General features: G+C 61.9%; 24 protein-coding genes and 1 pseudogene. 13 read left to right on the top strand and 12 right to left on the bottom strand.

The genetic code is table 11. From position 1 onward, the window contains the following. The first annotated feature begins 38 nt into the window (after nucleotides 1-38). Nucleotides 39-380 carry a hypothetical protein gene (locus H096_RS10015; RefSeq protein WP_033897967.1) on the top strand — a complete coding sequence of 114 codons (342 nt, stop codon included), beginning with the start codon at nucleotides 39-41 and terminating at the stop codon, nucleotides 378-380. Here the strand turns inward: H096_RS10015 and trxA are convergent. The 3 genes from trxA to H096_RS10000 form a co-directional block, all read right to left on the bottom strand. After that, nucleotides 377-1,249, bottom strand: a complete 873-nt coding sequence (gene trxA, locus H096_RS10010) for a thioredoxin (RefSeq protein ID WP_033897966.1) — start codon at nucleotides 1,247-1,249, stop codon at nucleotides 377-379. The two genes, H096_RS10015 and trxA, sit on opposite strands and share 4 nt — an antisense overlap. 149 nt (nucleotides 1,250-1,398) lie before the next feature. Next, nucleotides 1,399-2,055 carry a 50S ribosomal protein L11 methyltransferase gene (locus H096_RS10005; protein WP_033897965.1) on the bottom strand — a complete coding sequence of 219 codons (657 nt, stop codon included), beginning with the start codon at nucleotides 2,053-2,055 and terminating at the stop codon, nucleotides 1,399-1,401. Next, nucleotides 2,052-2,507: a YbaY family lipoprotein gene (locus H096_RS10000; RefSeq protein ID WP_033897963.1), complete on the bottom strand. Its 456-nt coding sequence runs from the start codon at nucleotides 2,505-2,507 to the stop codon at nucleotides 2,052-2,054. Before H096_RS10000 ends, H096_RS10005 begins: the two co-directional genes overlap by 4 nt. 140 nt (nucleotides 2,508-2,647) lie before the next feature. Here H096_RS10000 and nrdR point away from each other — a divergent pair, with 140 nt between their 5' ends. The 11 genes and pseudogenes from nrdR (at nucleotide 2,648) to H096_RS09945 (ending at nucleotide 10,831) form a co-directional block, all read left to right on the top strand. Beyond that, nucleotides 2,648-3,112 carry a transcriptional regulator NrdR gene (gene nrdR, locus H096_RS09995; protein ID WP_010206843.1) on the top strand — a complete coding sequence of 155 codons (465 nt, stop codon included), beginning with the start codon at nucleotides 2,648-2,650 and terminating at the stop codon, nucleotides 3,110-3,112. Next, nucleotides 3,109-4,245 carry a bifunctional diaminohydroxyphosphoribosylaminopyrimidine deaminase/5-amino-6-(5-phosphoribosylamino)uracil reductase RibD gene (gene ribD / locus H096_RS09990; RefSeq protein WP_033897962.1) on the top strand — a complete coding sequence of 379 codons (1,137 nt, stop codon included), beginning with the start codon at nucleotides 3,109-3,111 and terminating at the stop codon, nucleotides 4,243-4,245. Before nrdR ends, ribD begins: the two co-directional genes overlap by 4 nt. A gap of 48 nt (nucleotides 4,246-4,293) precedes the next feature. Beyond that, complete coding sequence (locus H096_RS09985; protein WP_033897961.1) at nucleotides 4,294-4,956, top strand: riboflavin synthase; 663 nt, start codon at nucleotides 4,294-4,296, stop codon at nucleotides 4,954-4,956. A 15-nt stretch (nucleotides 4,957-4,971) separates the two neighbouring features. After that, a complete protein-coding gene (gene ribBA / locus H096_RS09980) occupies nucleotides 4,972-6,063 on the top strand; it encodes a bifunctional 3,4-dihydroxy-2-butanone-4-phosphate synthase/GTP cyclohydrolase II (protein WP_033897960.1) in 1,092 nt (363 codons plus the stop codon). A 90-nt stretch (nucleotides 6,064-6,153) separates the two neighbouring features. Then, nucleotides 6,154-6,630, top strand: coding sequence for a 6,7-dimethyl-8-ribityllumazine synthase (gene ribE / locus H096_RS09975; protein ID WP_003176356.1), 477 nt, complete (start codon nucleotides 6,154-6,156; stop codon nucleotides 6,628-6,630). Continuing rightward, nucleotides 6,627-7,127, top strand: coding sequence for a transcription antitermination factor NusB (gene nusB / locus H096_RS09970; RefSeq protein WP_010206836.1), 501 nt, complete (start codon nucleotides 6,627-6,629; stop codon nucleotides 7,125-7,127). Before ribE ends, nusB begins: the two co-directional genes overlap by 4 nt. A gap of 18 nt (nucleotides 7,128-7,145) precedes the next feature. Continuing rightward, nucleotides 7,146-8,111 (top strand): thiamine-phosphate kinase, encoded by a 966-nt coding sequence (gene thiL, locus H096_RS09965; RefSeq protein WP_033897958.1) that lies wholly within the window; start codon nucleotides 7,146-7,148, stop codon nucleotides 8,109-8,111. Nucleotides 8,112-8,177: 66 nt separating this feature from the next. Then, a pseudogene (locus tag H096_RS09960) lies at nucleotides 8,178-8,886 on the top strand (transporter substrate-binding domain-containing protein). A gap of 129 nt (nucleotides 8,887-9,015) precedes the next feature. Continuing rightward, the gene (gene ribA / locus H096_RS09955; RefSeq protein ID WP_016978544.1) at nucleotides 9,016-9,633 is read left to right on the top strand and encodes a GTP cyclohydrolase II; all 618 of its coding nucleotides are present in this window, start codon (nucleotides 9,016-9,018) and stop codon (nucleotides 9,631-9,633) included. Continuing rightward, the gene (locus H096_RS09950) at nucleotides 9,630-10,049 is read left to right on the top strand and encodes a nuclear FMR1 interacting 1 family protein (protein ID WP_033897956.1); all 420 of its coding nucleotides are present in this window, start codon (nucleotides 9,630-9,632) and stop codon (nucleotides 10,047-10,049) included. The genes ribA and H096_RS09950 overlap by 4 nt, the downstream gene beginning before the upstream one ends. Next, nucleotides 10,046-10,831 (top strand): cobalamin-binding protein, encoded by a 786-nt coding sequence (locus H096_RS09945; protein ID WP_033897955.1) that lies wholly within the window; start codon nucleotides 10,046-10,048, stop codon nucleotides 10,829-10,831. The genes H096_RS09950 and H096_RS09945 overlap by 4 nt, the downstream gene beginning before the upstream one ends. On the opposite strand, the gene H096_RS09940 is transcribed toward H096_RS09945, so the two are convergent. From H096_RS09940 to H096_RS09900, 9 genes are all read right to left on the bottom strand, one after another. Next, nucleotides 10,828-12,723 carry a TonB-dependent receptor gene (locus H096_RS09940; protein ID WP_033897952.1) on the bottom strand — a complete coding sequence of 632 codons (1,896 nt, stop codon included), beginning with the start codon at nucleotides 12,721-12,723 and terminating at the stop codon, nucleotides 10,828-10,830. The two genes, H096_RS09945 and H096_RS09940, sit on opposite strands and share 4 nt — an antisense overlap. Nucleotides 12,724-12,768: 45 nt before the next feature. Next, on the bottom strand, nucleotides 12,769-14,667 hold the full coding sequence (gene dxs / locus H096_RS09935) for a 1-deoxy-D-xylulose-5-phosphate synthase (protein ID WP_033897951.1): 1,899 nt from the start codon (nucleotides 14,665-14,667) through the stop codon (nucleotides 12,769-12,771). Nucleotides 14,668-14,777: 110 nt separating this feature from the next. Then, a complete protein-coding gene (gene ispA / locus H096_RS09930) occupies nucleotides 14,778-15,665 on the bottom strand; it encodes a (2E,6E)-farnesyl diphosphate synthase (protein ID WP_016978549.1) in 888 nt (295 codons plus the stop codon). Then, nucleotides 15,662-15,904, bottom strand: a complete 243-nt coding sequence (locus H096_RS09925) for an exodeoxyribonuclease VII small subunit (protein WP_003176346.1) — start codon at nucleotides 15,902-15,904, stop codon at nucleotides 15,662-15,664. Before H096_RS09925 ends, ispA begins: the two co-directional genes overlap by 4 nt. 183 nt (nucleotides 15,905-16,087) lie before the next feature. After that, nucleotides 16,088-18,517, bottom strand: coding sequence for a TonB-dependent receptor (locus H096_RS09920; RefSeq protein ID WP_033897950.1), 2,430 nt, complete (start codon nucleotides 18,515-18,517; stop codon nucleotides 16,088-16,090). A 103-nt stretch (nucleotides 18,518-18,620) separates the two neighbouring features. Beyond that, a complete protein-coding gene (locus H096_RS09915; RefSeq protein WP_033897949.1) occupies nucleotides 18,621-19,553 on the bottom strand; it encodes a FecR family protein in 933 nt (310 codons plus the stop codon). Beyond that, nucleotides 19,550-20,059 (bottom strand): RNA polymerase sigma factor, encoded by a 510-nt coding sequence (locus H096_RS09910; RefSeq protein WP_051421997.1) that lies wholly within the window; start codon nucleotides 20,057-20,059, stop codon nucleotides 19,550-19,552. The genes H096_RS09915 and H096_RS09910 overlap by 4 nt, the downstream gene beginning before the upstream one ends. A gap of 70 nt (nucleotides 20,060-20,129) precedes the next feature. Further along, on the bottom strand, nucleotides 20,130-20,498 hold the full coding sequence (locus H096_RS09905; protein ID WP_033897948.1) for a MerR family transcriptional regulator: 369 nt from the start codon (nucleotides 20,496-20,498) through the stop codon (nucleotides 20,130-20,132). Next, nucleotides 20,437-21,081 (bottom strand): NAD(P)H-dependent oxidoreductase, encoded by a 645-nt coding sequence (locus tag H096_RS09900; RefSeq protein WP_033897947.1) that lies wholly within the window; start codon nucleotides 21,079-21,081, stop codon nucleotides 20,437-20,439. The genes H096_RS09905 and H096_RS09900 overlap by 62 nt, the downstream gene beginning before the upstream one ends. 187 nt (nucleotides 21,082-21,268) lie before the next feature. Here H096_RS09900 and H096_RS09895 point away from each other — a divergent pair, with 187 nt between their 5' ends. Continuing rightward, on the top strand, nucleotides 21,269-22,300 hold the full coding sequence (locus tag H096_RS09895) for a PDDEXK nuclease domain-containing protein (RefSeq protein ID WP_033897946.1): 1,032 nt from the start codon (nucleotides 21,269-21,271) through the stop codon (nucleotides 22,298-22,300). Nucleotides 22,301-22,310 lie beyond the last annotated feature (10 nt).

Below are 22,310 nucleotides of genomic sequence, written 5' to 3'. Positions count from 1 at the left end.
GGAGCATGCCTGTCAGAAAAACTGCAGGAGGATGGACGATGTTGCGAATTCGTGGAACCGTCGGCGACTTGCCGGTGGACTTGACCCTGGAACTGGACGACGGCGATTGGGCACGGCTGGGCGCACAGTTGCAGGCGACGCCTGTACCCGCCGCAGCGACAGCGACACCGGTGAAGCAGAATGACGACCTGTGGCAGAACGCCCAGGACCTGTTGCGCAAGGCCGGGCAGCTCAGCGGCCTGGAGTTGCTGGATCAGTTGGAAGGCTTGGCCGGCGATGCGGCGTCAGGCAAGCGCCTGCTGGTGCGCCTGCGCCACAGTTCGAAGGTGAAAGTGGCCAGCGGCGCCGATACGCCGCTGTACAGCTGGGTCGGCGATTAGTACAGCGCGGCAAACAACTTGCGGCGGTACACGGTCACCAGCGGGTGATCATTGCCCAGCAGTTCGAACACCTGCAGCAAGGTCTTGTGTGGCAGGCCTTCGCTGTAGCTGCGGTTACGGATGAATAGCTTGAGCAGACCTTCCAGCGCTGCGTCGTACTGCTGGCGCGCCAGTTGCTGGATCGCCAGCTGATAGGCCGCTTCGTCATCCTGCGGGTTTTGCGCCAGGCGGCTTTTCAGGTCGGCGGCGTCCGGGAGGTCGGCAGCCTGGCGCAGGAAGGTGATCTGCGCCTTGGCGCCGGCGAGGGCGGCTTTGTGGTCGTCGCTCTTCACGGCGTCCAGCACGGTCTGGGCTTCGCCCAACTCACCACGCTCAGCCAGGCAGCGCGCGTACAGGATTAACGCCGCAGCGTTGGTGTTGTCCTCGCCCAGCAATGCCACCAGCACGGCCTCGGCATCGCTGATGCGACCCTCGGCAAACAACGCTTGGGCCTGCTCCAACGGATCCGCCGCCGCCGGTGGTGGCATCTGTACATGCGGCTCCAGCATCGCGCGCACCGCCGACTCCGGCTGCGCCCCGGCAAAACCGTCCACCGGCTGGCCGTCCTTGAACAACACCACCGTCGGCAGGCTTTGAATGCCAAAGCGCGCAACAATATCCTGCTCGGCCTCGCAATCGACCTTGGCCAGCAGCAACTCACCCTGATAACTCTCGGCAACTTTCGCGAGCATCGGCATCAACGCCTTGCACGGCGCGCACCACTCGGCCCAGAAATCCACCAGTACGGGTTTTTCGAAGGAGTTCTGGATCACTGCCTGGTCAAAATTGGCGGTGGTGACATCGAAGATGTACGGCGTGGGCTCACTCATGGGGCGTCTCGAATAAAGCGGGAATGGCGCAACTATAAGGGCTGGCGAGCCTGGCTGAAAGTGCGGTGATCCGGCACCGCTTTCGCGAGCAAGCCCGCTCCCACAGGGGAATGCGGTCACATGTGGGAGCGGGCTTGCTCGCGAAGGTCTCAAGAGCGCCGCGAATGGTACAGACTCACCTTGCGAAACTCCCAAGGCTCCGCCAGATCCGGCAACGTCAGCGCATCAAGAATCTCCAGCCGCCGATAATCCGGGTGCTGAAAATCCCGTACGCGTGAATCCGCTACCAACGCTTCGCGGCCTCGCGTGAGGAACTGATCCAGCAGCGGCAGGTTCGCCCGGTCGTAGAGCGCATCCGCCACCAGAATCAGGTCGAAGCGGTCGGCCTCGGCGAAGAAGTCTTGCGAATAACCCAGCTCTACGCCGTTGAGTTCGGCATTCGCCCGGCAGGATGCCAGCGCCAACGGGTCGAGGTCGCAGGCCACCACTTCCAGCGCGCCGGCTTTGACCGCCGCAATCCCGGCCACGCCGGAGCCCGCGCCAAAATCCAGCACGCGCTTGCCCGCGACCCACTGCGGGTTCGCCGCCAGGTACCGCGCCAGCGCCAGGCCACTGGCCCAGCAAAAGCTCCAGTAGGGCGGTTCATGCAGGATGCGCCGAGTTTCTTCGGGGCTGAAGGCGCGGTCCATGTTGTCTGCATCCAGAAGCCACAACGACAACGCGGTGCCCGGCAGCGGGCAGGGCACCAGGTGCGCGTCGCCGATCAGTTCGCTCAGTGCGGCTTGCAGGTCCAGCGGTGGCGTCATGGTGCCTTGACGAGTTGCAGGGGGCCGGTGGTCTGGGTGATCGCCTGGGTGATGCGCACGGCGGGCAGGTGCAGGATCAGTTGGCCGGACTGGCTGGCGCGGCCACGCAGTTCAACCCGCGCACCGGCAGGGAACGCCTCGGGGTTGAAGCGCAGGCGGAAGGCCAGGGGCTTGCCGTTGCCGCTCAACACGCTGCTGGCGAGCAGTTGTTGCGGGCGTGAACGGTCATCGATCACCAGCAACGCCATCTCGACTTCGGCGCCCGCCGGAATGTTGGTCAGGCTGCCGCTGATTTCCCGCTGGTAGGCGGGCAGGGGGCCCATGTCTTCAAGGCCGGGGACTTTTTTCTCTTGGGCCGGTGTGGGCTGAGGTGCGGCCGGCTTGGGGGCTTCGCTGCTGCAGGCGACCAGGAAACTGAACAGGGTGAGCAAAACAAGTGGTCGTAACTGCATGTACGGCTCCAGAAAGGACAAAATCCGTGGCTTGAAAAATATGAAACATAATAGTCAGCCTATATACCGTAAAGGCTATGGCTTGTCTTGCCACGGGGATGCGCTACCATGGCCCTCCCTTTATTTGTTGCCTGCCTACCATGCACTGTCCCTTCTGCGGTGCCAACGACACCAAGGTCATTGACTCGCGTCTGGTCGCCGAGGGCGATCAAGTACGTCGCCGGCGCGAATGCCTGGCCTGCGGTGAACGTTTCACCACCTTCGAAACCGCCGAACTGGTATTGCCGCGTCTGATCAAATCCGACGGAAGCCGCCAGCCTTTCGACGAAGAAAAACTGCGCGCCGGTATGCAGCGCGCCCTGGAAAAACGCCCGGTGAGTGTCGAGCGGCTGGAGGCGGCGCTGGTGCACATCAAGCACAAGCTGCGTGCGACCGGCGAGCGCGAGGTCAAGAGCCTGGTGGTTGGAGAACTGGTGATGGGCGAGTTGCAAAAGCTCGACGAAGTTGCCTACATCCGTTTCGCCTCGGTGTATCGACGCTTCCAGGACCTCAATGAGTTCCGCGAAGAGATCGACCGCCTGGCCCGTGAGCCTGCCAAAGAATGAACCCACCGTCTGCCGAACAAGCTGTGCTCGATGCTCATTACATGGCCCGCGCCCTGGAACTGGCGCGCAAGGGCCTGTACACCACCCATCCCAACCCGCGCGTGGGTTGCGTGATTGTGCGTGACGGGCAGATTGTCGGCGAAGGCTGGCATGAGCGTACCGGCGAACCCCACGCCGAACCCAACGCCCTGCGCGCCGCCGGAGCCAAAGCCCGTGGCGCCACGGTGTATGTGACCCTCGAACCGTGCAGTCACCATGGGCGTACGCCGCCTTGCGCGGATGCGTTGGTCACGGCGGGCGTGGCTCGTGTCGTCGCCGGCATGCAGGACCCGAACCCGGAAGTGGCGGGGCGCGGCATGCAGCGCTTGGCTCAAGCCGGTATCGAAGTGCGCAGCGGTGTGTTGGAAGCAGAAGCTCGCGCGTTGAATCCGGGGTTCCTCAAACGCATGGAGCACGGCCTGCCCTTCGTGCGGGTCAAGCTGGCAATGAGTCTGGACGGCCGCACCGCGATGGCCAGTGGCGAAAGCCAATGGATCACCGGCCCGGCTGCCCGTGCCGCCGTGCAGCGCCTGCGCGCCGAGGCCAGCGTGGTGCTGACCGGCGCCGACACGGTGCTGGCCGACGGCGCACGCCTGACCGTGCGCGCCGCCGAACTCGGCCTGGATGAAGCCACCACGGCCCTGGCCATGTCGCGCCCGCCGTTGCGCGTGCTGATCGACGGCCGCCTGCGCGTGCCGCTCAATGCGCCATTCTTCAAGGCCGGCCCGGCGTTGGTCATCACCTGCGTGACCCCGGAAAACCAGTTCCCCCGTGGCCCCGAGTGCCTGGTGGTGCCGGGCGTAGACGGCCAGGTTGACCTGCGCTCGGCGCTGGTTGCGCTGGCGGCCCGTGGCGTCAACGAAGTGCTGGTGGAAGCCGGCCCAAGCCTGGCCGGTGCATTTGCCCAGCAAGGCCTGGTGGATGAATACGTGATTTTCATCGCCGGCAAATTCCTCGGCTCCGCCGCCCGGCCTTTGTTGGACTGGCCGCTTGAGAAACTGGCCGATGCCCCCCAACTCAAGATCACTGAAATGCGCGCTGTAGGCGACGACTGGCGAGTCACTGCCATCCCTGTGCCAGCAGCGAGCGTATAATTCTGACCGGACGCTCAAGTGTCCCGTACCGTTTTCCAGGAGAAGGCCATGTTCACCGGCATCATCGAATCCATCGGCAGCATTCGTGCAATGACCCCAAAAGGCGGCGATGTTCGCTTGTCGGTTGAAACCGGCAAGCTCGACCTGGGCGACGTCAAACTGGGCGACAGCATTGCCATCAATGGTGTGTGCCTGACCGTCATCGAGTTGCCAGGCAACGGTTTTGCCGCCGATGTCAGCCGGGAAACCCTGGACTGCACCGCGATGAACGACCTCAAGGCCGGCAGCCCGGTCAACCTGGAAAAAGCCCTGACCCCGACCACCCGCCTGGGCGGCCACCTGGTCAGCGGCCATGTGGACGGCGTCGGTGAAGTGGTCGCGCGTAGCGAGAACGCCCGTGCGGTCGAATTCCGCATCCGCGCGCCGAAAGAGCTGGCCAAGTACATCGCCCACAAAGGCTCGATCACCGTCGATGGCACCAGCCTGACCGTGAACGCCGTGAACGGCGCCGAATTTGAACTGACCATCATTCCCCACACCCTCAGCGAAACCATCATGGCGTCTTACCAGCCAGGTCGCCGGGTGAACCTGGAAGTGGACTTGCTTGCCCGTTACCTGGAGCGCCTGTTGTTGGGCGATAAGGCCGCAGAGCCAGCCGCCGGGAACATCACTGAAAGTTTTCTGGCCGCTAACGGCTACCTGAAATCCTGACCAAGGGGGTGCCGCGTGGCGCTCAATAGCATCGAAGAACTGGTTGAAGACATCCGCCAAGGCAAGATGGTCATCCTGATGGATGACGAAGACCGCGAAAACGAAGGCGACATCATCATGGCCGCCGAGGCCTGCCTGCCTGAGCACATCAACTTCATGGCCAAGCACGCCCGCGGGCTGATCTGCATGCCCATGAGCCGTGAGCGCTGCGAGTTGCTCAAGCTGCCGTTGATGGCGCCGCGCAATGGTTCGGGTTTTGGTACCAAGTTCACCGTCTCGATTGAAGCCACCACCGGCGTCACCACGGGCATCTCCGCCGCCGACCGCGCACGTACCGTGCAGGCCGCCGCCGCCAAAGACGCCAAGGCCGAAGACATCGTCAGCCCCGGTCACATCTTCCCGTTGATGGCCCAACCGGGCGGCACCCTGGCCCGCGCCGGCCACACCGAAGCCGCCTGCGACCTGGCGCGCATGGCCGGTTTCGAGCCGAGCGGGGTGATCTGCGAAGTGATGAACGACGACGGCACCATGGCCCGTCGCACCGAACTCGAAGCCTTTGCCGCCGAACACAACCTCAAGATCGGCACGATTGCCGACCTGATTCACTACCGCATGATCCACGAACGTACCGTTCAGCGGATTGCCGAGCAGCCACTGGACAGCGAACTGGGCCAATTCAATTTGGTGACCTACCGTGATTCAGTGGAAGGCGACGTGCACATGGCCCTGACCCTGGGCACCATTTGCGCCGAAGAACCCACCCTGGTGCGTGTGCACAACATGGACCCGCTGCGTGACCTGCTGATGGTCAAGCAGCCGGGCCGCTGGAGCCTGCGCGCCGCCATGGCTGCGGTTTCCGAGGCTGGCAGTGGTGTGGTGCTGTTGCTCGGTCACCCGCTGGATGGCGATGTGTTGCTGGCGCATATCCGCGAAACAGCTGACCACGCGCCGGTGAAAAAACCGACCACCTACAGCATCGTCGGTGCCGGTTCGCAGATCCTGCGTGACCTGGGCGTGCGTAAAATGCGCTTGATGAGTGCGCCAATGAAATTTAATGCGATATCCGGTTTCGACCTGGAAGTAGTAGAATACGTGCCCTCCGAATAAAGGCCGGCGATTTTCGCCCCTTGTTCGCGGTTCAAACATCACTAAGGGGCGCGTCATACACGCGTCCCGGCTCTTTAAGAGATTTGTCGAATGACCCTGAAGACCATCGAAGGTACCTTCATCGCCCCCAAAGGCCGCTATGCCCTGGTGGTTGGCCGCTTCAACAGCTTCGTGGTTGAAAGCCTGGTAAGCGGTGCCGTTGACGCCCTGGTTCGCCACGGTGTGAGCGAGAGCGACATCACGATCATCCGCGCGCCTGGCGCCTTCGAAATTCCACTGGTTGCGCAAAAAGTTGCTCAACAGGGTGAATACGCGGCGATCATCGCCCTGGGCGCGGTCATTCGTGGCGGTACTCCGCACTTCGAATACGTGGCTGGCGAATGCACCAAGGGCCTGGCCCAGGTGTCCATGGAGTTTGGCGTGCCAGTCGCTTTCGGCGTGCTGACCGTTGACTCCATCGAGCAAGCCATCGAGCGTTCCGGCACCAAGGCCGGTAACAAAGGCGCTGAAGCTGCCCTGTCCGCCCTGGAAATGGTCAGCCTGCTGTCGCAGTTGGAGGCCAAGTGATTTCCGACGAGAGCGACAACTTCAACCCGCGCGAGCCACGTCCAGCCGATGCTGGCAAGCCGTCCAAGAACGAGAAGCGTCGCGCTGCTCGTCAGTTGGCGACCCAGGCGCTGTACCAGCGTCACCTGGCGGGCGCGTCGTTGAACGAGATCGAAGCACAGTTTCGCGTCGACAACGATTTCACCTTCGCCGACCTGCCGTACTTTCACGACATCCTGCACGGTGTGCATGCGCACCTGACCGAGATCGACACGGCCCTGGCACCTTGCCTGGACCTGACCATCGAAGAGTTGGACCCGGTTGAACTGTGCGTGATGCGCCTGTCTGCCTGGGAACTGCTGTATCGCGTCGACGTGCCATACCGCGTGGTGATCAACGAAGGTATCGAACTGGCGAAAGTCTACGGTTCGACCGACGGTCACAAGTTCGTCAACGGCGTGCTCGACAAGCTGGCACCGCGCCTGCGTGAAGCCGAAGTGAAGGCGTACAAGCGCTAATTGGCGCTTGAGTCCTGAATGGGCGAGTTTGAGCTGATCCGCAATTACTTCGCCGCCGCGCCCTGTGCGCAAGGCGGCGAAGGCATTGCACTTGGGATCGGCGACGACTGCGCCTTGCTGGCGCTCCCTGCCGGGGAGCAGCTGGCGATCTCCACCGATACACTGGTGGCCGGGGTGCATTTTGCCGACCCCTGCGACCCGTTCCTGCTGGGCCAGCGCTCGTTGGCCGTGGCGGTGAGCGACTTGGCCGCCATGGGCGCCAACCCCCTCGCCTTTACCCTTGCTCTCACCACACCGACGGTCGACGCCGATTGGCTGCAACGCTATGCCCAGGGGTTGAACCTGATGGCGCAGAGCTGTGGCGTGGGCCTGGTGGGCGGCGATACCACCCGTGGGCCGTTAAGCCTGACCCTCACCGTATTTGGTCGCGTACCTGCAGGGCAAGCCTTGACCCGCAGCGGGGCGCAGCCGGGTGACTTGCTGTGTGTCGGTGGCGAATTGGGCAATGCGGCTGGCGCGCTGCCGTTGGTATTGGGCCAGCGCAGTGCCGACGCAGCCATCGCCGACCCGCTGCTGGCCCATTACTGGTCGCCGCAACCGCAGTTGGCCCTGGGGCTGGCGTTGCGCGGCAAGGCCACGTCTGCCATGGACATTTCCGATGGGCTCCTGGCCGATTGCGGGCATATCGCCACGGCCTCGGCTGTCAGCCTGTTGATCGAGCGTCAGCGGTTGCCTTTGTCCCAGGCGCTGTTGGCGTTTGTCGGCGATGACGCCGCGCGCGTGGCGGCCCTGAGCGGGGGCGACGATTATGTGCTGGCGTTCACCCTGCCACCCGCCGAGCTGGCGCCGTTGCTGGCCGACGGCTGGCCGGTCCATGTGATCGGCCGGGTTGAGGCGGGGCAGGGCGTGACGCTGCTCGACGCCAGCGGGCAGGACATCACGCCGGTCATTCGTGGCTATCAACATTTTCGCGGGGCGCCCTGAATCGGCGAGCTGCGCTACCCTCTATAGCGTAATCACGGATGCAAGGCCCTGTAGGAGGTCGCCACCATGGATGTGCGCCGCTGGCTGCTGATAGTGCTGTGTGCCTTTACGTCGTTGGTCCAGGCGCAGGACGTGCCCGGCAAGGTCATGCTGGCCAGTGAAGAGTGGAACGACTACACCAACAAAGACGGCAGCGGCCTGGCCTGGGACGTGCTGCGCCAGGTGTTCGAACCCGCCGGAATCACGCTGCAGACCCGCTCCGTACCCTACACACGATCGGTCGGCCTGGCCCAGCGCGGCGAGGTGGATGGCTGGGTCGGTTCCTATCGCGATGAAGCCACGGGTGTGTTGGAACTTCGATTCCGATCATATCTACGCCCTCGGCCTGGCCAGCACGCCGGCGCCGACAGTGGCCACGCTGGGCAATTACCGCCTGGCCTGGGTGCGCGGCTACAAGTACGAGGAGTACTTGCCCAATGTGCACCGCTTCAACCAGATCGAGCGCCGCGACGGTATTTTGCCGATGCTGCAACACGCGCGGGCCGACTTCTACATCGATGCGCTGACCGAGGCCAAGTACGTGCTGAATCAGGCGGATGACCCGTCCAAGTTCACACTGACCCACATCGCCGAACTGCCGCTCTATATCGGGTTTGCCGATAACGAGCGAGGTCGCGCCTTGATGGCCGTGTTCGACCAGCGCATGGCGGCGCTGGTGAAAAGCGGCGAGTTAAAGGCGATTTTCGAGCACTGGAAACAGCCGTATCCGTTCTGACCTGCATAGAACCAAGGCGAAGGCCAATCGAACCTATTGATCTTTATCAGCGATAATTCAGCTTAAGCGTCTGTAGGAACCTGCTGTTACAATGGCCGCCATCGTAAAAACTGAAATCAGGAGCACACGGTGCCCGTCGTTTTCGTCGCCGCTTCCAAGCTGCCTACCCCTTTTGCCACGTTCACCATGAACGGCTTCCTCGAAGAAGCCACCGGGCGCGAGCACGTTGTGCTGAGCCTGGGCGATATCGCGGATGGCGCGCCAGTGCTGGGTCGTGTGCATTCCGAATGCCTGACCGGCGATGCGCTGTTCAGTCAGCGTTGCGACTGCGGTTCGCAACTGGAAGCCGCCATGCGGGCCATCGCCCGTGAAGGCCGTGGCGTGTTGCTGTACCTGCGTCAGGAAGGCCGTGGCATTGGCCTGATGAACAAGATCCGCGCCTACGAGCTGCAAGACGGCGGCGCCGATACCGTCGAGGCCAACGAGCGCCTGGGTTTCGCCGCCGACCAGCGTGACTACGCGATCTGCCTGCCGATGCTGGAGCACCTGGGCGTCAAATCCCTGCGCTTGATGACCAACAACCCACGCAAGGTCAAAGCCTTGACCGAGATGGGCATCACCGTGGCCGAGCGCGTGCCGCTGCACACCGGGCACAACCCGCACAACAAACTCTACCTGGCCACCAAGGCAAGCAAGCTCGACCACATGATGGGCAACGAGCACCAGGGCGAGGTCGACCGCGCGTGACCCGTGGCCAGGTGAAACGGCGACTGTCCTTCAACTGGTGGCAGTACCTGGCCCTGGCGCTGCTGCCCCTGTTTGTGATCAACCTGGTGTTCGGCCAAGCCGAATCCTTGCTGCCAGTGCTGGCCATGCCGTTCTTCATTGCCGGCGTGGCCTCGATGTTTCTCAGCCTGCGTTACTTCAACGGCTATAAACACGCGTTGATCGCTACCTCCAAAGCCCTCGATACCCCCGAAGAACCGGCTGCCTGGATCACCCTGGCGGCCCGTCGGCGTACGGCGTTGCTGGTGGCGGCGGTTCCGGCCTGGATCGGCGCGCTGGCGGTGTTCGTCGGCCTGGAGGCGGTGCCGCTGTTCCTGCTGGCACTGTCGACGCTGGTGCTGTTCTACCTCTACCGCATCCCCCGTCAACTGGGATGAAGCGTGCTTGGCTGGCGGTCCTGCTGCTGGCGTTGAGTGCCCAGGCATTGTCGGCCGAGCGGGTGGTCAGCCTGGCGCCGTCCCTGTCTGAAATCGTTGCTGAACTGGGCGCCGCCGACGTGCTGGTGGGTGTGCTCGATGGTGGCGAGCGCCCTGCTGCCCTGGCGCACGTGGCGTCCGTGGGGCATTACGGCCAATTGGATATGGAACGCCTGCTCAGCCTCAAGCCCGACTTGATCCTGCTGTGGCCCGGCAGCGTCGGCCCAGCCCAGCGTGAGCAGTTGCAGCGCCTGAACATCCCGGTCTACGTCGCTGAACCCCATAGCCTTGAACAACTCACCACCCAGGTCCAGGCCATCGCCGAGCAATTGGGTCGTGCTGAAGCCGGCCGGCAATTGGCCGCGCAATTACGCCAACGCCTGGCCGAGTTGCGTCAGCGCTATCAGCGTGCCGAGCCATTGCGCGTGTTTTACCAAGTGTGGAACCAGCCGCTGTATACCGTGGGCGGCGGGCAGATCATCAGCGATGCGTTGAGTGTGTGCGGCGCGCGTAATGTGTTCGATGACCTCAAGTTGCCCGCGCCGCAGGTGAGCATTGAATCGGTGTTGCAGCGTGATCCCGAATTGATTCTGGTCGGGGATCAAGCGCAGAAGGAGGCCTGGAAGGTCTGGCCGGCGATGGCGGAACGGGTGCGCGTGGTGCCGGATAAAGGCCTGGAGCGTCCGAGCGGGCAGATGTTGGAGGCGGTGGCGCGGTTGTGTGAGGTGATCGCGCCCCGTTAGAGGTCCGGCGTCCACGTCATACCCACCATCAGCGCCCGGCCAGCTTCCCGGTAGCCATATTGCTGGCCTTGATACTGATACAGCGCGCGGCTGTAGGCTTTGTCCAGGAGGTTATCGACCTTCATGTTCAGCACGATTTCACGGTTCACCGCCCAACTGGCGCGCAACCCGAGCAACCCATAGCCTCCCAACGGCTGCTGGTTCTTCGGGTCGTCGTAGCTGCTGCTGACCGCCTGCCAGCTGGCGCCGACGCCGAATTGGTCGAACTGGCGATCCAGGTCCAGGCTCAACGTGCGCCTGGCGCGACGTGCCAACGTACGCCCGGAATCGCGGTCTCGTGGATCAATCATCGCCAGTCCCAGGCTGCTTTGCCAGCCCAACAGCTCCTGCTTGAGTGCGGCCTCGAAACCGTTGATGCGCGCCGAACTGACGTTTTGCGGGCCGTCGCTGCCGAACACGATCGCATCCTGGATATCGGTGCGATACAGCGAAGCTTCCAGGCGGCGGGTGTCGCTGAGTCGGCTGCGCCATTGCATCTCGTAGCTTTTCGAGGTTTCGGGCTTCAGGTCAGGGTTACTGTTCTTGAAACCGTATTCGTCCGGGTAATACAGATCATTGAAGGTCGGGGCGCGGAAGCCCTCGCTGTAGCTCAGCAGCAGTTCATTGTCCGGGTTGACCGGCAGGGTCAGAGTGCCGCTCCAGCTGTTCTGCCCACCGAACTGTTGGTTCTGGTCACGCCGCAGGCCCAGCTCGGTGGAGAACCCTTCGCCGTGGAAGCGATGCTGCACAAAGGCGGCGCGGTTCCAGCGACTGTTCTCGGTAAAGGTGGTAGAGCCATGGAGGCGGTCTTCATACCAGTCGCCGCCGAGTATCAGGCTGTTCTGGTCATTGAGTGTCAGGTCGTTCTGCCAGTTGACCGAGTCGCGGTAGGTGTTGAACACGCTGAAATCGTCACTGAGGGTGTCGCGCTTGGTATCGCGGTTCTCGCTGTGGCCCAGTTCCAGGCGCGACTGCCAGCGCTCGTTGAGTTGGGCATCCACGTAGCCGCTGGCGCTGCTCACGGTGTAGTCGGTGTAGGGCTTTTGCCCACCGGTTTGCCCGGTGGCGACGTCGTAGCGGCCGAAGCTGTTGTCGTACTCCGACTTGCCACGGTTATCCAACAGATTGAAACCCGCTTCCAACTCATCGCTGAAGGCGTGGCTGAGGTTCAGGCTGACGGACTGGTTGCGGTAGGCGTCATGGTCGCCATCGCTGGGGAACGAAGTGTGTGTCGAGTTGATGCCGGCGGTCTCATCCAGGCTCGCGCCGAGGTTGAAACGTGTGCGTTCATCGGCACCGGACAGGCCGACGCTGCGCTCCCACGTTTGGTGGCTGCCAAAGCCCACTTTCAGGCGCGGCTGTAGGCCCTGCTCGGCATTACGCCGGGTAAATACCTGGATCACCCCGCCAATCGCATCGCTGCCATAGATCACCGAGCGGGAGCCGCGCAGCACTTCCACCCGTTCAATCTGGTCGACGTTCAGGTACTGCAGGCCGCTGTCGCCAGAGGTGGTGTTGGCGATGCGCTGGCCGTCCACCAACACCAGGCTTTGTGCGGACTTGGTGCCACGGATATAAATCCCCGGCAGGCTGCCACGCCCGCCAGTCGGCGCGACCTGCACACCCGGGACGCGGCTGAGGAGGTCCGTCACGCTGGTAGGTTGCAGGCGGTCGATATCGTCGCGGGTGAAGACGGTGTTGGCGGCGCTGCTGTCGTTGCGGGCCTGGACCTGACGGTTGGCGCTGATGACTACGTTGGGGAGTTTCAGAGCGTCGTCGCGCTCGAACGTCTCGGCGAGCAAATCAGTAGCGGGCAAAAGCAGCAGGGGCAGGGCGAAGCGCAGGCTTTTCATGGCTATCCATAGCAAAGGTGGGAGCAGGCTCCCACCTTTCGTGGGTTACAGGCCGAGCAAGGCCATGCGTTCGCGAACCGATGTCTCGATACCGGCTTCATCCAGCCCGCATTCGGCCAGCATCTGCGCCGGCTTGGCGTGTTCGACGTACACATCAGGCAGGCCCAGGTGCAGCACCGACTTGAGGATGTTTTCCCGCGCCAGGAACTCGCTGACGGCCGCGCCGGCACCGCCCATGATGGCGTTTTCTTCGACGGTCACCAGCAGCTCATGGCTGCCGGCAATCTCACGCACCAACGCTTCATCCAGGGGTTTGACGAAGCGCATGTCGACCACGGTGGCGTCGATCTTCTCGGCCACCTTCAGCGCTTCGGCCAGCTGCACGCCGAACACCAGGAACGCAGTCTTGCTGCCTTGGCGACGCACGATGCCCTTGCCGATCTCGATAGTCTCAAGGTCCTTCTCGATCACTGCATTCGGGCCATTACCGCGCGGGTAGCGCACGGCGGCCGGGCCGTTGTACAGGTGGCCGGTGCTGAGCATCTTGCGCAGTTCGTTCTCGTCGCTCGGCGTCATCACCAGCATGCCGGGGATGCAGCGCAGGTAGGACAAGTCGAAGCTGCCAGCGTGAGTCGGGCCGTCTTCGCCCACCAGGCCGGCGCGGTCGATGGCGAACAGCACGTCAAGGTTCTGTACCGCGACGTCATGCACCAATTGGTCATAACCGCGCTGCAGGAAGGTGGAGTAGATCGCCACCACCGGCTTGGCGCCTTCACAGGCCATGCCGGCCGCGAAGGTCACCGCGTGCTGTTCGGCAATTGCCACGTCAAAGTAGCGCAGCGGGAAACGCTCGCTGAACGCGACCAGGTCCGAGCCTTCCTTCATCGCCGGGGTAATGCCCACCAGGCGCGGGTCGGCGGCGGCCATGTCGCACAGCCATTCGCCGAACACGCCGGAATACTTCGGCCCGCTGGCCTTTTTCGGCGCGGCGGCAGGCGCGTCCAGCGGTTCCAGCTTGGTGATGGCGTGGTAGCCGATCGGGTCGACTTCCGCCGGGGCGAAGCCTTTGCCTTTCTTGGTGACGATATGCAGGAACTGCGGGCCCTTGAGGTCACGCATGTTGCGCAGCGTGGCGATCAGGGTGGGCAGGTCGTGGCCGTCGATCGGGCCGATGTAGTTCCAGCCCAGCTCTTCGAAGAGGGTGCCGGGTACCAGCATGCCCTTGGCATATTCTTCGGTACGGCGGGCAATTTCCCACGCTCCAGGCAGACGCGAGAGCACCTTCTTGCTGCCTTCGCGCATGCTGGCGTAGGTGCGGCTGGAGAGGATCTTGGCCAGGTAATTGGACAGGCCACCGACATTGCGCGAGATCGACATGTCGTTGTCGTTGAGGATCACCAACATGTTGGCGTCCACTTCCGGCGCATGGTTGAGCGCTTCGAAGGCCATGCCGGCGGTCAGCGCGCCATCACCAATCACCGCAATCGCCTTGCGATCGCTGCCTTGCAGGCGGGCGGCAATCGCCATGCCCAGCGCGGCGCTGATGGAGGTGCTGGAGTGGCCGACGCCAAAGGTGTCGTACTCGCTCTCGGCGCGGCGCGGGAAGGCGGCAATGCCGTCCTTCTGGCGCAGGGTGCCCATCTGCTCGCGGCGACCGGTGAGGATCTTGTGCGGATACGCCTGATGGCCCACGTCCCACACCAGCCGGTCATCCGGGGTGTCGAACACGTAATGCAGGGCGATGGTCAGCTCGATGACGCCCAGCCCGGCACCAAAATGCCCACCGGTCTGGCCGACCGTGTAGAGCAATTCCAGGCGCAACTCATCGGCCAGGGTTTCCAGCTCGGCTTCACCCAGTCGACGCAGGCCGGCCGGCGTGACAGCACGGTCAAGCAGGGGCGTGGACGGGCGCTTGCGGGGAATCTCTTGAAACGTCGTGGGCATCAGGCGAATCGTTATAGGTATAGAAGAGGCGGCAGTTTACCTCAAGCATCGCGAACTGCCCACGCAGAGCGCCGAACTTGGCCGATATGCGGCCGCAATGGCCGCCGTTATCAGTGCCGGCGTTCGACGATATACCGCGCCAAGTCACGCAGTGGCTCGGCTGCCGCGTCGAAAGGTCGCAGGGCGTCCAGGGCCTGGTCACGCAGTTCCAGGGCATAGGCCTTGGCCGCTTCCAGCCCGAGCAACGCAGGGTACGTCGGTTTATCCCGTGCGATATCGGCGCCTTGGCGTTTGCCCAGGGTGGCCGTGTCGCTTTCTACGTCGAGAATGTCGTCCTGCACCTGGAACGCCAGGCCGATGGCCAGCGCGTAGGTCTTCAACGCCGCCAGTTGAGCGGCTTCGGCACGCCCACTGGCCAGCGCGCCCAAGTGCACGGCGGCTTCAATCAAGGCGCCGGTCTTGTGGCGGTGCATATATTCCAATGCTTGTTGATCGAGCTTCTGGCCGACCGAACCCAAGTCGATGGCCTGGCCGCCGACCATGCCAGCCGGGCCTGCCGCCACGGCCAGCGCCGTGACCATGCGCAAGCGGATCTCGGCATTCACGCTGCTCAGCGTCGGGTCCAGCAGTGCGCTGAACGCCAGGCTTTGCAGGCCGTCACCGGCGAGGATCGCGCAGGCTTCATCAAAGGCTTTGTGGGTGGTGGGCTGGCCGCGACGCAGATCGTCGTCGTCCATCGCCGGCAAGTCGTCATGCACCAGGGAATAGGCGTGGATCAACTCCACCGCACAGGCCGCGCCATTCGCCTGCTCGGCGTCTGCGCCCAAGGCCTCGCACGCCGCATACGCCAGCAACGGGCGCACACGCTTGCCGCCATTCATCACGCTATAGCGCATGGCTTCGTAAAGACGCTTGAGTTCGGGGCTTGGCGCAACAAACAAGGGTTCCAACGCCGCATTGACCCGGGCTTGGCTACTGGCCTGATACGCATCGATCATTCCGGCTGTTCCGCATCGAAAGGTTCTTCGGCTAACTCCCCGTCGCGTTCCAGCAGCACTTGTACCTTCTGCTCTGCTTGCGCGAGCGCGCTCTGGCAGTCGCGGGTCAGGCCGATGCCTTGCTCAAACGCTGTCAACGAGTCTTCCAGCGACAACTCGCCGTTCTCCAGACGCTCAACCAGGGTTTGCAGGTCGGCGAGGGATTGTTCGAAATCGAGTGCAACTTTTTTGCGGGCCATGGCGGCTATTCCGGTAGACGGTAAACCGGCGCGACACTAGCAGACATGGGGATTCTGGGCAAATAAGCGGGCAAATGAGTGGGGATGTGCGTGCAAGACGGTGAGCCGAATAAATGGGCTATTCGGCTCACCAAATAAGCCGATTAGCGACTCTATTCGGCTCACACCTCTTTCAGTTCATTATTAGAAGTCGTACTTGAACCCCGTCATCACATTACGCGGCGCCCCATAAACCCCGGCGCTGGTGGTAGTGAAATACTCCTTGTCAAACACGTTGTTGAGGTTCACCGAGGCCGACAGGTTTGGCGTGATCTCATAGCGGGCCATCAGGTTGGCCACGGCGTAGCTGTCCTGTGTGTAGTAACGCAGGTCAAAGCCGGTTTTGCTCTGCCAGTTGAAGCCGCCGCCGACGGTCAGTTTGTCCAGTGGGCCGGACAGGCGGTATGTGGTGAACATCTTCACGCTATGACGGGGGATTTGCGTGGCGATGCGCTTGTCATCCGCGTCGGTGCTGACGCTATAGGTATAGCCGCCGGCAACGTTCCAGCCTTGGGCCAGTTCGCCGTTGAGTTCCAGTTCCACGCCCTGGGTGGTGGTGCCTTGCACGGCTTTGTAGGCCTGAAAACTCGTGGGTGTGAGGTTGTTGCCGTCGGGTTGCGACAGGTTGTCCTGCTCGAGTTTGAACAACGCCAGGCTGGCGTTGAGCATGTCGTCGTTGAAGCTGCCCTTGACCCCCAGTTCATAGCCGGTGCCTTCCAGCGGCGCCAGGTAGGAACCCGTGACGGTCTGGTCGCTTTGCGGGCTGAAGATCTTGGTGTAGCTGGCGTACACCGACCAGCTGTCGCTCAGGTCGTAGACGAGGCCACCATAAGGGATGAACACACCGTTTTCTTCACGATCAAGATGGATGTCGTCGTAGCCGGCGGCGGTGTAGGTTACGTCATCAGTCTGTTTCCAATTGATCAGGCGTCCGCCCAGGATCAGGCTGGTGGCGTCATTCAGATGCCAGCGCGAGGTCAGGTAGGCCGAGTACTGGTTTTCTTTGAAATCCCCTTCGCCTTTCTTCTCGAAATTGGGTTTGGGCGCGCCGCCGTCCCAGTCGTAGATAGGTCCGATGTTGCCGTTGTAGCCGGTCCAGGCGCGCATCCATCCGCCGTAGTCCGGCGCGTTGGTATTGCGGATCTGCGACAACTGCATGCCCGCAATCAGTTCGTGTTCGCGCCCCAGAAATTCGAACGGGCCAGTGACATAGGCGTCGATTGCATTCTGCTTGGGGTTGCCCTGGAATTTGTTGGGGATCACCACGCCGCCCAGGCCAGTGACTGGGTCTGGGTTGCCGGAGAGAAAATCGATGGCCGAGTCGTATTTGTTCTCGGTGCGGGTGAAGTCGAGCTTGGCACTCCAACCGTTATCGAACTGATGTTCCAGAGAGGCGAAATAGCTGGTCTGGTCGTGATCGTAGTAGGACCAATTGGCGGCGGTGTTGTAGGACCGCTTGAAATCCGTACGCCCGCCGGCACTGTCGAACAGTGGGAAACCGCTGCGAGGCGGCGCATTGGTGTGCACAGTCTGGTAGCTGAAACCCAGGGTCAGCAGGGTGCTTTCGTTGAGGTCGAATTCGCTGATGCCATACACCAGGTTGGTGTCCTGTTTATAGCGGTCTACCCAGGAGTGTTGGTTCTTGTAGTCCAGCACCATGCGGCCACGGATGTTGCCGGCGTCGTTGAGCGGGCCGGACACGTCCACCGATGTGCCGTAACGGTCCCAAGTGCCGGCTTCGCCGCTGATACTGGCCTGAGGCGTGGCGGTGGGGCGCTTGCGGATCAGGTTGATGGTGGCGGACGGTTGGCCCATGCCGCTGATCAGGCCAGTGGCGCCGCGCACCACTTCAACCCGGTCGTACATGGCGGTGTTCTGGGTGTAGTTGTCCATCCTCGATGAGGTGGGCACGCCATCGACCTCAAAGTTGGTGATGGCGAAACCGCGCGAGTAGTAAGCGTCGGAATCCGCACCCTGGCCTTCGCGGACCACGGTGATGCCGGACGTAGCCTCCATCGCGTCGGTCAGGTTCGACAGCTTTTGGTCAGCGATACGCTGCTGGGTAATCACCGTGACGGACTGGGGTGTTTCCTTGAGTGCGATGTTCAGGCGGTTGGAGCTACTGGAGGATTGCGTGGTGTAGGAGCCGGTGCCTTCGGTGGTCGAACCAGGCGCCTTGCCAGAAATACTCACAGGCGACAATTGCAAGGTATCGCCGGCGCTGGCCGGGATATCAATGACAAAACTGCTGGCATTGGGCTGGCTGTAACGGGCGTGAGTGCCGTTGGTGAGAATGGCCAGGGCTTGCTGCGGCGTATGTTCGCCGTTCAGTGTCGTGGAGCGCAGACCGGTGGCTTGCGCCGCGTCGTAGATCACCTGATAGCCACTTTGCCGGGCGAACTGGTCCAATGCATCAGTAAGCGATTGCGCGGCGATATTGAAATTCACGCGCTGGCTCGTGGCTTCGCTCGCCGCAGGCGTGGCGGCTTGGGCGTAGGACAAAGGCAAGCCGGCAGCCATCAAGGCGACCGCCAGCGGTAAGTAGTTGAACCCTGTGACCTGTGAATACTGCATAGATTCTCCCCCGAGCTACAAATGATAATGCTTCCTAAGTGCGGGGTGAGACGCAGCAGAAATCCAAATTACCGTGGGCAGCGTAAATAATTTTTCGAAGGCCTCAGCCGCGGACGATCAGGATGCGGCGAGTCAGGGAGGTGGCGCGCAGTTTATGCGTGGTGATCAACGCGTCGAGAGCACTGTCGATTTGCTTGAGATTGAAGCTGGCACTGATAGGGCGTTGCGCGGCCTGGTCGTCGAGCCAGATCACGCGGCCGCCCTGGTAACGCATCAACTCGTCCAGCACCTCGCGCAGCGGCGCATTGCGCACCCGCAGTTGGCCGTCGCGCCAAGCCAGCAGGCGGTCGGCGTCGACAGCAAGAGGCGCTTGGATCTGGCCACTGATGACCTTGAGTTGTTCGCCTGGTTGCAGCGGCTGATGCCTGCCGCCAGCCATCACTTCAACGCGGCCGCGCAGCAGCGTGACCTCGTCCTCGGCCGATCCGTGACTGACGGAGAACGCGGTGCCCAACACCTTCACCCGCGTGTTTCCAGCCCGAACCACAAAGGGGCGACCGTCGTGACTCACGTCCAGAAACACCCGACCGCGCAACAGGTTCACGCGTCGTTCATCGCTGGTCAGCGTGATGTCGACTGCGCTGTCGCTGTCCAGATGCAGTTGTGAGCCGTCAGCCAGTGTAATGTCTTGTTGCTGCCCGGTGGCCGTGGCGTAATCGCTGCCCCAGGTACTCATTGGCGGTGTCATCAACATCACTGTGGCGAACGCGAGTACCAGGCAGGCTGCCGCCGCATAGATCGCCCGTCGCGGCACCGGCTTACGCCGCTCGTGACGCCGAACCGCGTGTGCAGGCTGCTCCAGTAGTTTCCAGAGCGTTTCCACATTCTGATAGGCGTTGGCATTCAACGGGTCCGCACGCCAGAGCTCGAACGTGTTGCGCTGCTGGGCCGTGACGTGGTCGCCACGCAGGCGCGTCCACCAATCCAGCGCTTGCTGATCACGTTCGGACGGCGAGGGGCTTGGCTGATTGTTCATCGCGACTCGTTGGCGTGCAGGACAGCGGCGCAATGCGCCATGGCCTTGTTCAAATGCCGCTCGACCGCACGGGCATCCAGGCCCAGGCGAATGGCGATCTCCTTGTAACTCAACTGCTCGACCCGGGCCAGCAGAAACACTTCCCGTGTGGGCGAGGGTAGCCCATCGATCAAGCGCTGCAAATGTTCCAGAGTATTTCCGGCAATTGCACTGCTTTGCGGATCGGCATCACTCGCCAGATCCTGCAAATCCTGCTCGTCATTGATGCCACGCACACGGTTTCGCCGCGCATGGTCGATGCTCAGGTTGTTGGCAATACGGTACAAAAAGGCGCGCACATTACCAATCTTGGTCACTTCGCTGTTCATCAAGCGGATGAACGCGTCCTGCAGCAGATCGTTGGCGGTTTCGCGACAGTTGACCCGGCGAGCGAGGTAAGCCAGCAGCTCACTACGGTGCCGGCGGTAGAGCGGGCCGAGGTTGCGATTGCCAGGGTCTTCGGACATGGCGGAGGACGCCGCTCTGGGGAGTAGGGGAAGGCGATGTTAGTGCTAATGAGAAATTGTCGCAAGAACGTCAGGTGTTCAAGGCACACTGCCCATGCGCCGTTTTCAACTGCGCCTCAAATGCCTGCAAACCGGCGTGCATCTTCTGCAGTTCGGCTATTTGCATGGCCAGTTGATGTTTCTTGTTGGCAATGGCCTGGTCTGCGCGGTCCCACGGCAATGCATCGCCTTGATGATCCTGCAGAATCGCCTGCAATTCCTTTAGCTTGAAACCCAGTTGCTGCGCGCACTTGATAAACGTCAACAGTTCAACGCTTTGGGCTGAATACACCCGGTACTGCCCTAAACGCTGCGGCGCAGGCAACAGTCCGATGGCTTCATAGTGACGAATCGCCTTGATGGTCGTGCCCGACAACTGCGCGGCTTTGCCGATGTACATGAAAACTCCCTTTTCCCAAGAGTGCGCCGGCTTGCTTCAGCCACTTTTCCCGCTGCTCCGGTGTAGAGCCCAGCACCGGGCCGAACAGCAGCGTCTTGATTGGCTTGATGCCACAAAACGCCAGGGTGGTCTTGCGCATCTGGTGAATGCCCGGCATGCGATAGAACCAGCGGTAATACCATGGCGGCGTGTCCAGGGTCACCAGTAAATGTGCCGTTCGGCCGTGAAGCAGTTTGTCAGGGAATGCCTTGCCCGCGCGGTATTTGAAGGCAAAACCGGGTAGGAAGATTCGGTCGATAAAGCCCTTCATTAACGCCGGGATGCCACCCCACCAGATAGGGAAAACAAAGGTCAGGTGAGTAGCCCAGAGAATGTCGGATTGCGCGTTGAGCAGGTCGGGCTCCAGCGGCTGAATCTGGGTGTAACCATGATGAAGCACGGGGTCGAATGCCAAGTCGCCCAAGCGTACGACACGTACTTCATGGCCGGCGGTTTTTGCGGCCTGGATGTAGGTTTCGGCCAGGGCTGAACAAAAGCTGGAACGGGAGGGGTGGCCTAGGATCACCAGGGTACGCGGGGTCATGGGGGAGGTCCTGAACAGGGCGTTTCAGGTTAAAGGCTGCTGTATAGGGGAGAGTCAAGTCAGTAGTCCGCAATGGCCAGCAGGACGTTTCTGTAGTGATTGAAAGGTCCTTCCTGGAACGCGCTTCGCCCCTTGTGACAGTCAATGCGCCTGACTAGCCTGCCTCAAAACTTCAGAGTGATATGGCATGAGCGAACCCTGTATCGGCTTGACCACACCACCGGCGGGCTACAGTGACTGGCTGACCGACCTGAAAGGCCGTATTCATGCGGCGCAGCAGCGCGCAACACTGGCGGTGAATCGGGAATTGGTGCTGCTCTATTGGCAGATTGGCCACGACATTTTGACCCGCCAGGCGGAGCAGGGCTGGGGCAGCAAAGTCATAGATCGACTTGCCCAGGATTTGCGTGCGGCCTTTCCACGAATGAAGGGTTTTTCACCGCGTAATCTCAAGTACATGCGGGCTTTTGCCGAGGCGTGGCCCAGTTCTGAATTTGTGCAACAGGCTGCTGCACAATTGCCTTGGGGCCATAATGTGGTGTTGCTCGACAAACTCCCCGGCCCCGAAACTCGTCGCTGGTACATCACCCAGGCAATTGAAAACAACTGGTCGCGTAACTCGCTGGTGATGCAAATCGAAAACCGCCTGCTGGAGCGCAGTGGCAAGGCCGTCAGCAACTTCGAGACCCACCTGCCCAAGCCGCAATCTGACCTGGCGCGTGAGTCGCTGAAAGACCCTTACCGTTTTGACTTCCTCAGCCTGGCCCTGGACGCGCAGGAACGCGACATAGAAAACGCCTTGATCAAGCACGTCACCGACTTTTTGTTGGAGCTGGGCGCCGGTTTTGCCTTTGTCGGCCAGCAAGTACTGCTGGATGTCGGAGGCGATGAGTTCTTTGTCGACCTGCTGTTCTATCACGTGAAGCTACGCTGCTACGTGGTCATCGAACTGAAAGCCGGCAAGTTCAAACCCGAGCATCTGGGGAAGCTGAGCTTTTATCTGGCTGCCGTCGATGCCCAGCTTAAACATCCACAAGATGGGCCCACCATCGGCCTGCTGTTGTGCAAGAGCAAGAACGAAGTCGTCGCCGAATATGCGTTGCGCGATAACAACCGACCGATTGGCGTGGCGGAATATCAACTGGTGGAGTCGTTGCCCGCAGAACTGCGAACCAGCCTGCCAAGCATCGAGCAGATCGAGCGGGAGCTGGCGGGTTAAAACCGACTGA

This window comes from Pseudomonas sp. FH1 (genome assembly GCF_000510895.2).
In the GTDB taxonomy this organism is placed as follows: domain Bacteria; phylum Pseudomonadota; class Gammaproteobacteria; order Pseudomonadales; family Pseudomonadaceae; genus Aquipseudomonas; species Aquipseudomonas azotoformans_A.
The sequence above is the reverse complement of the archived record's forward strand: the minus strand, read 5'-3'. Positions and strand labels throughout refer to the sequence as shown.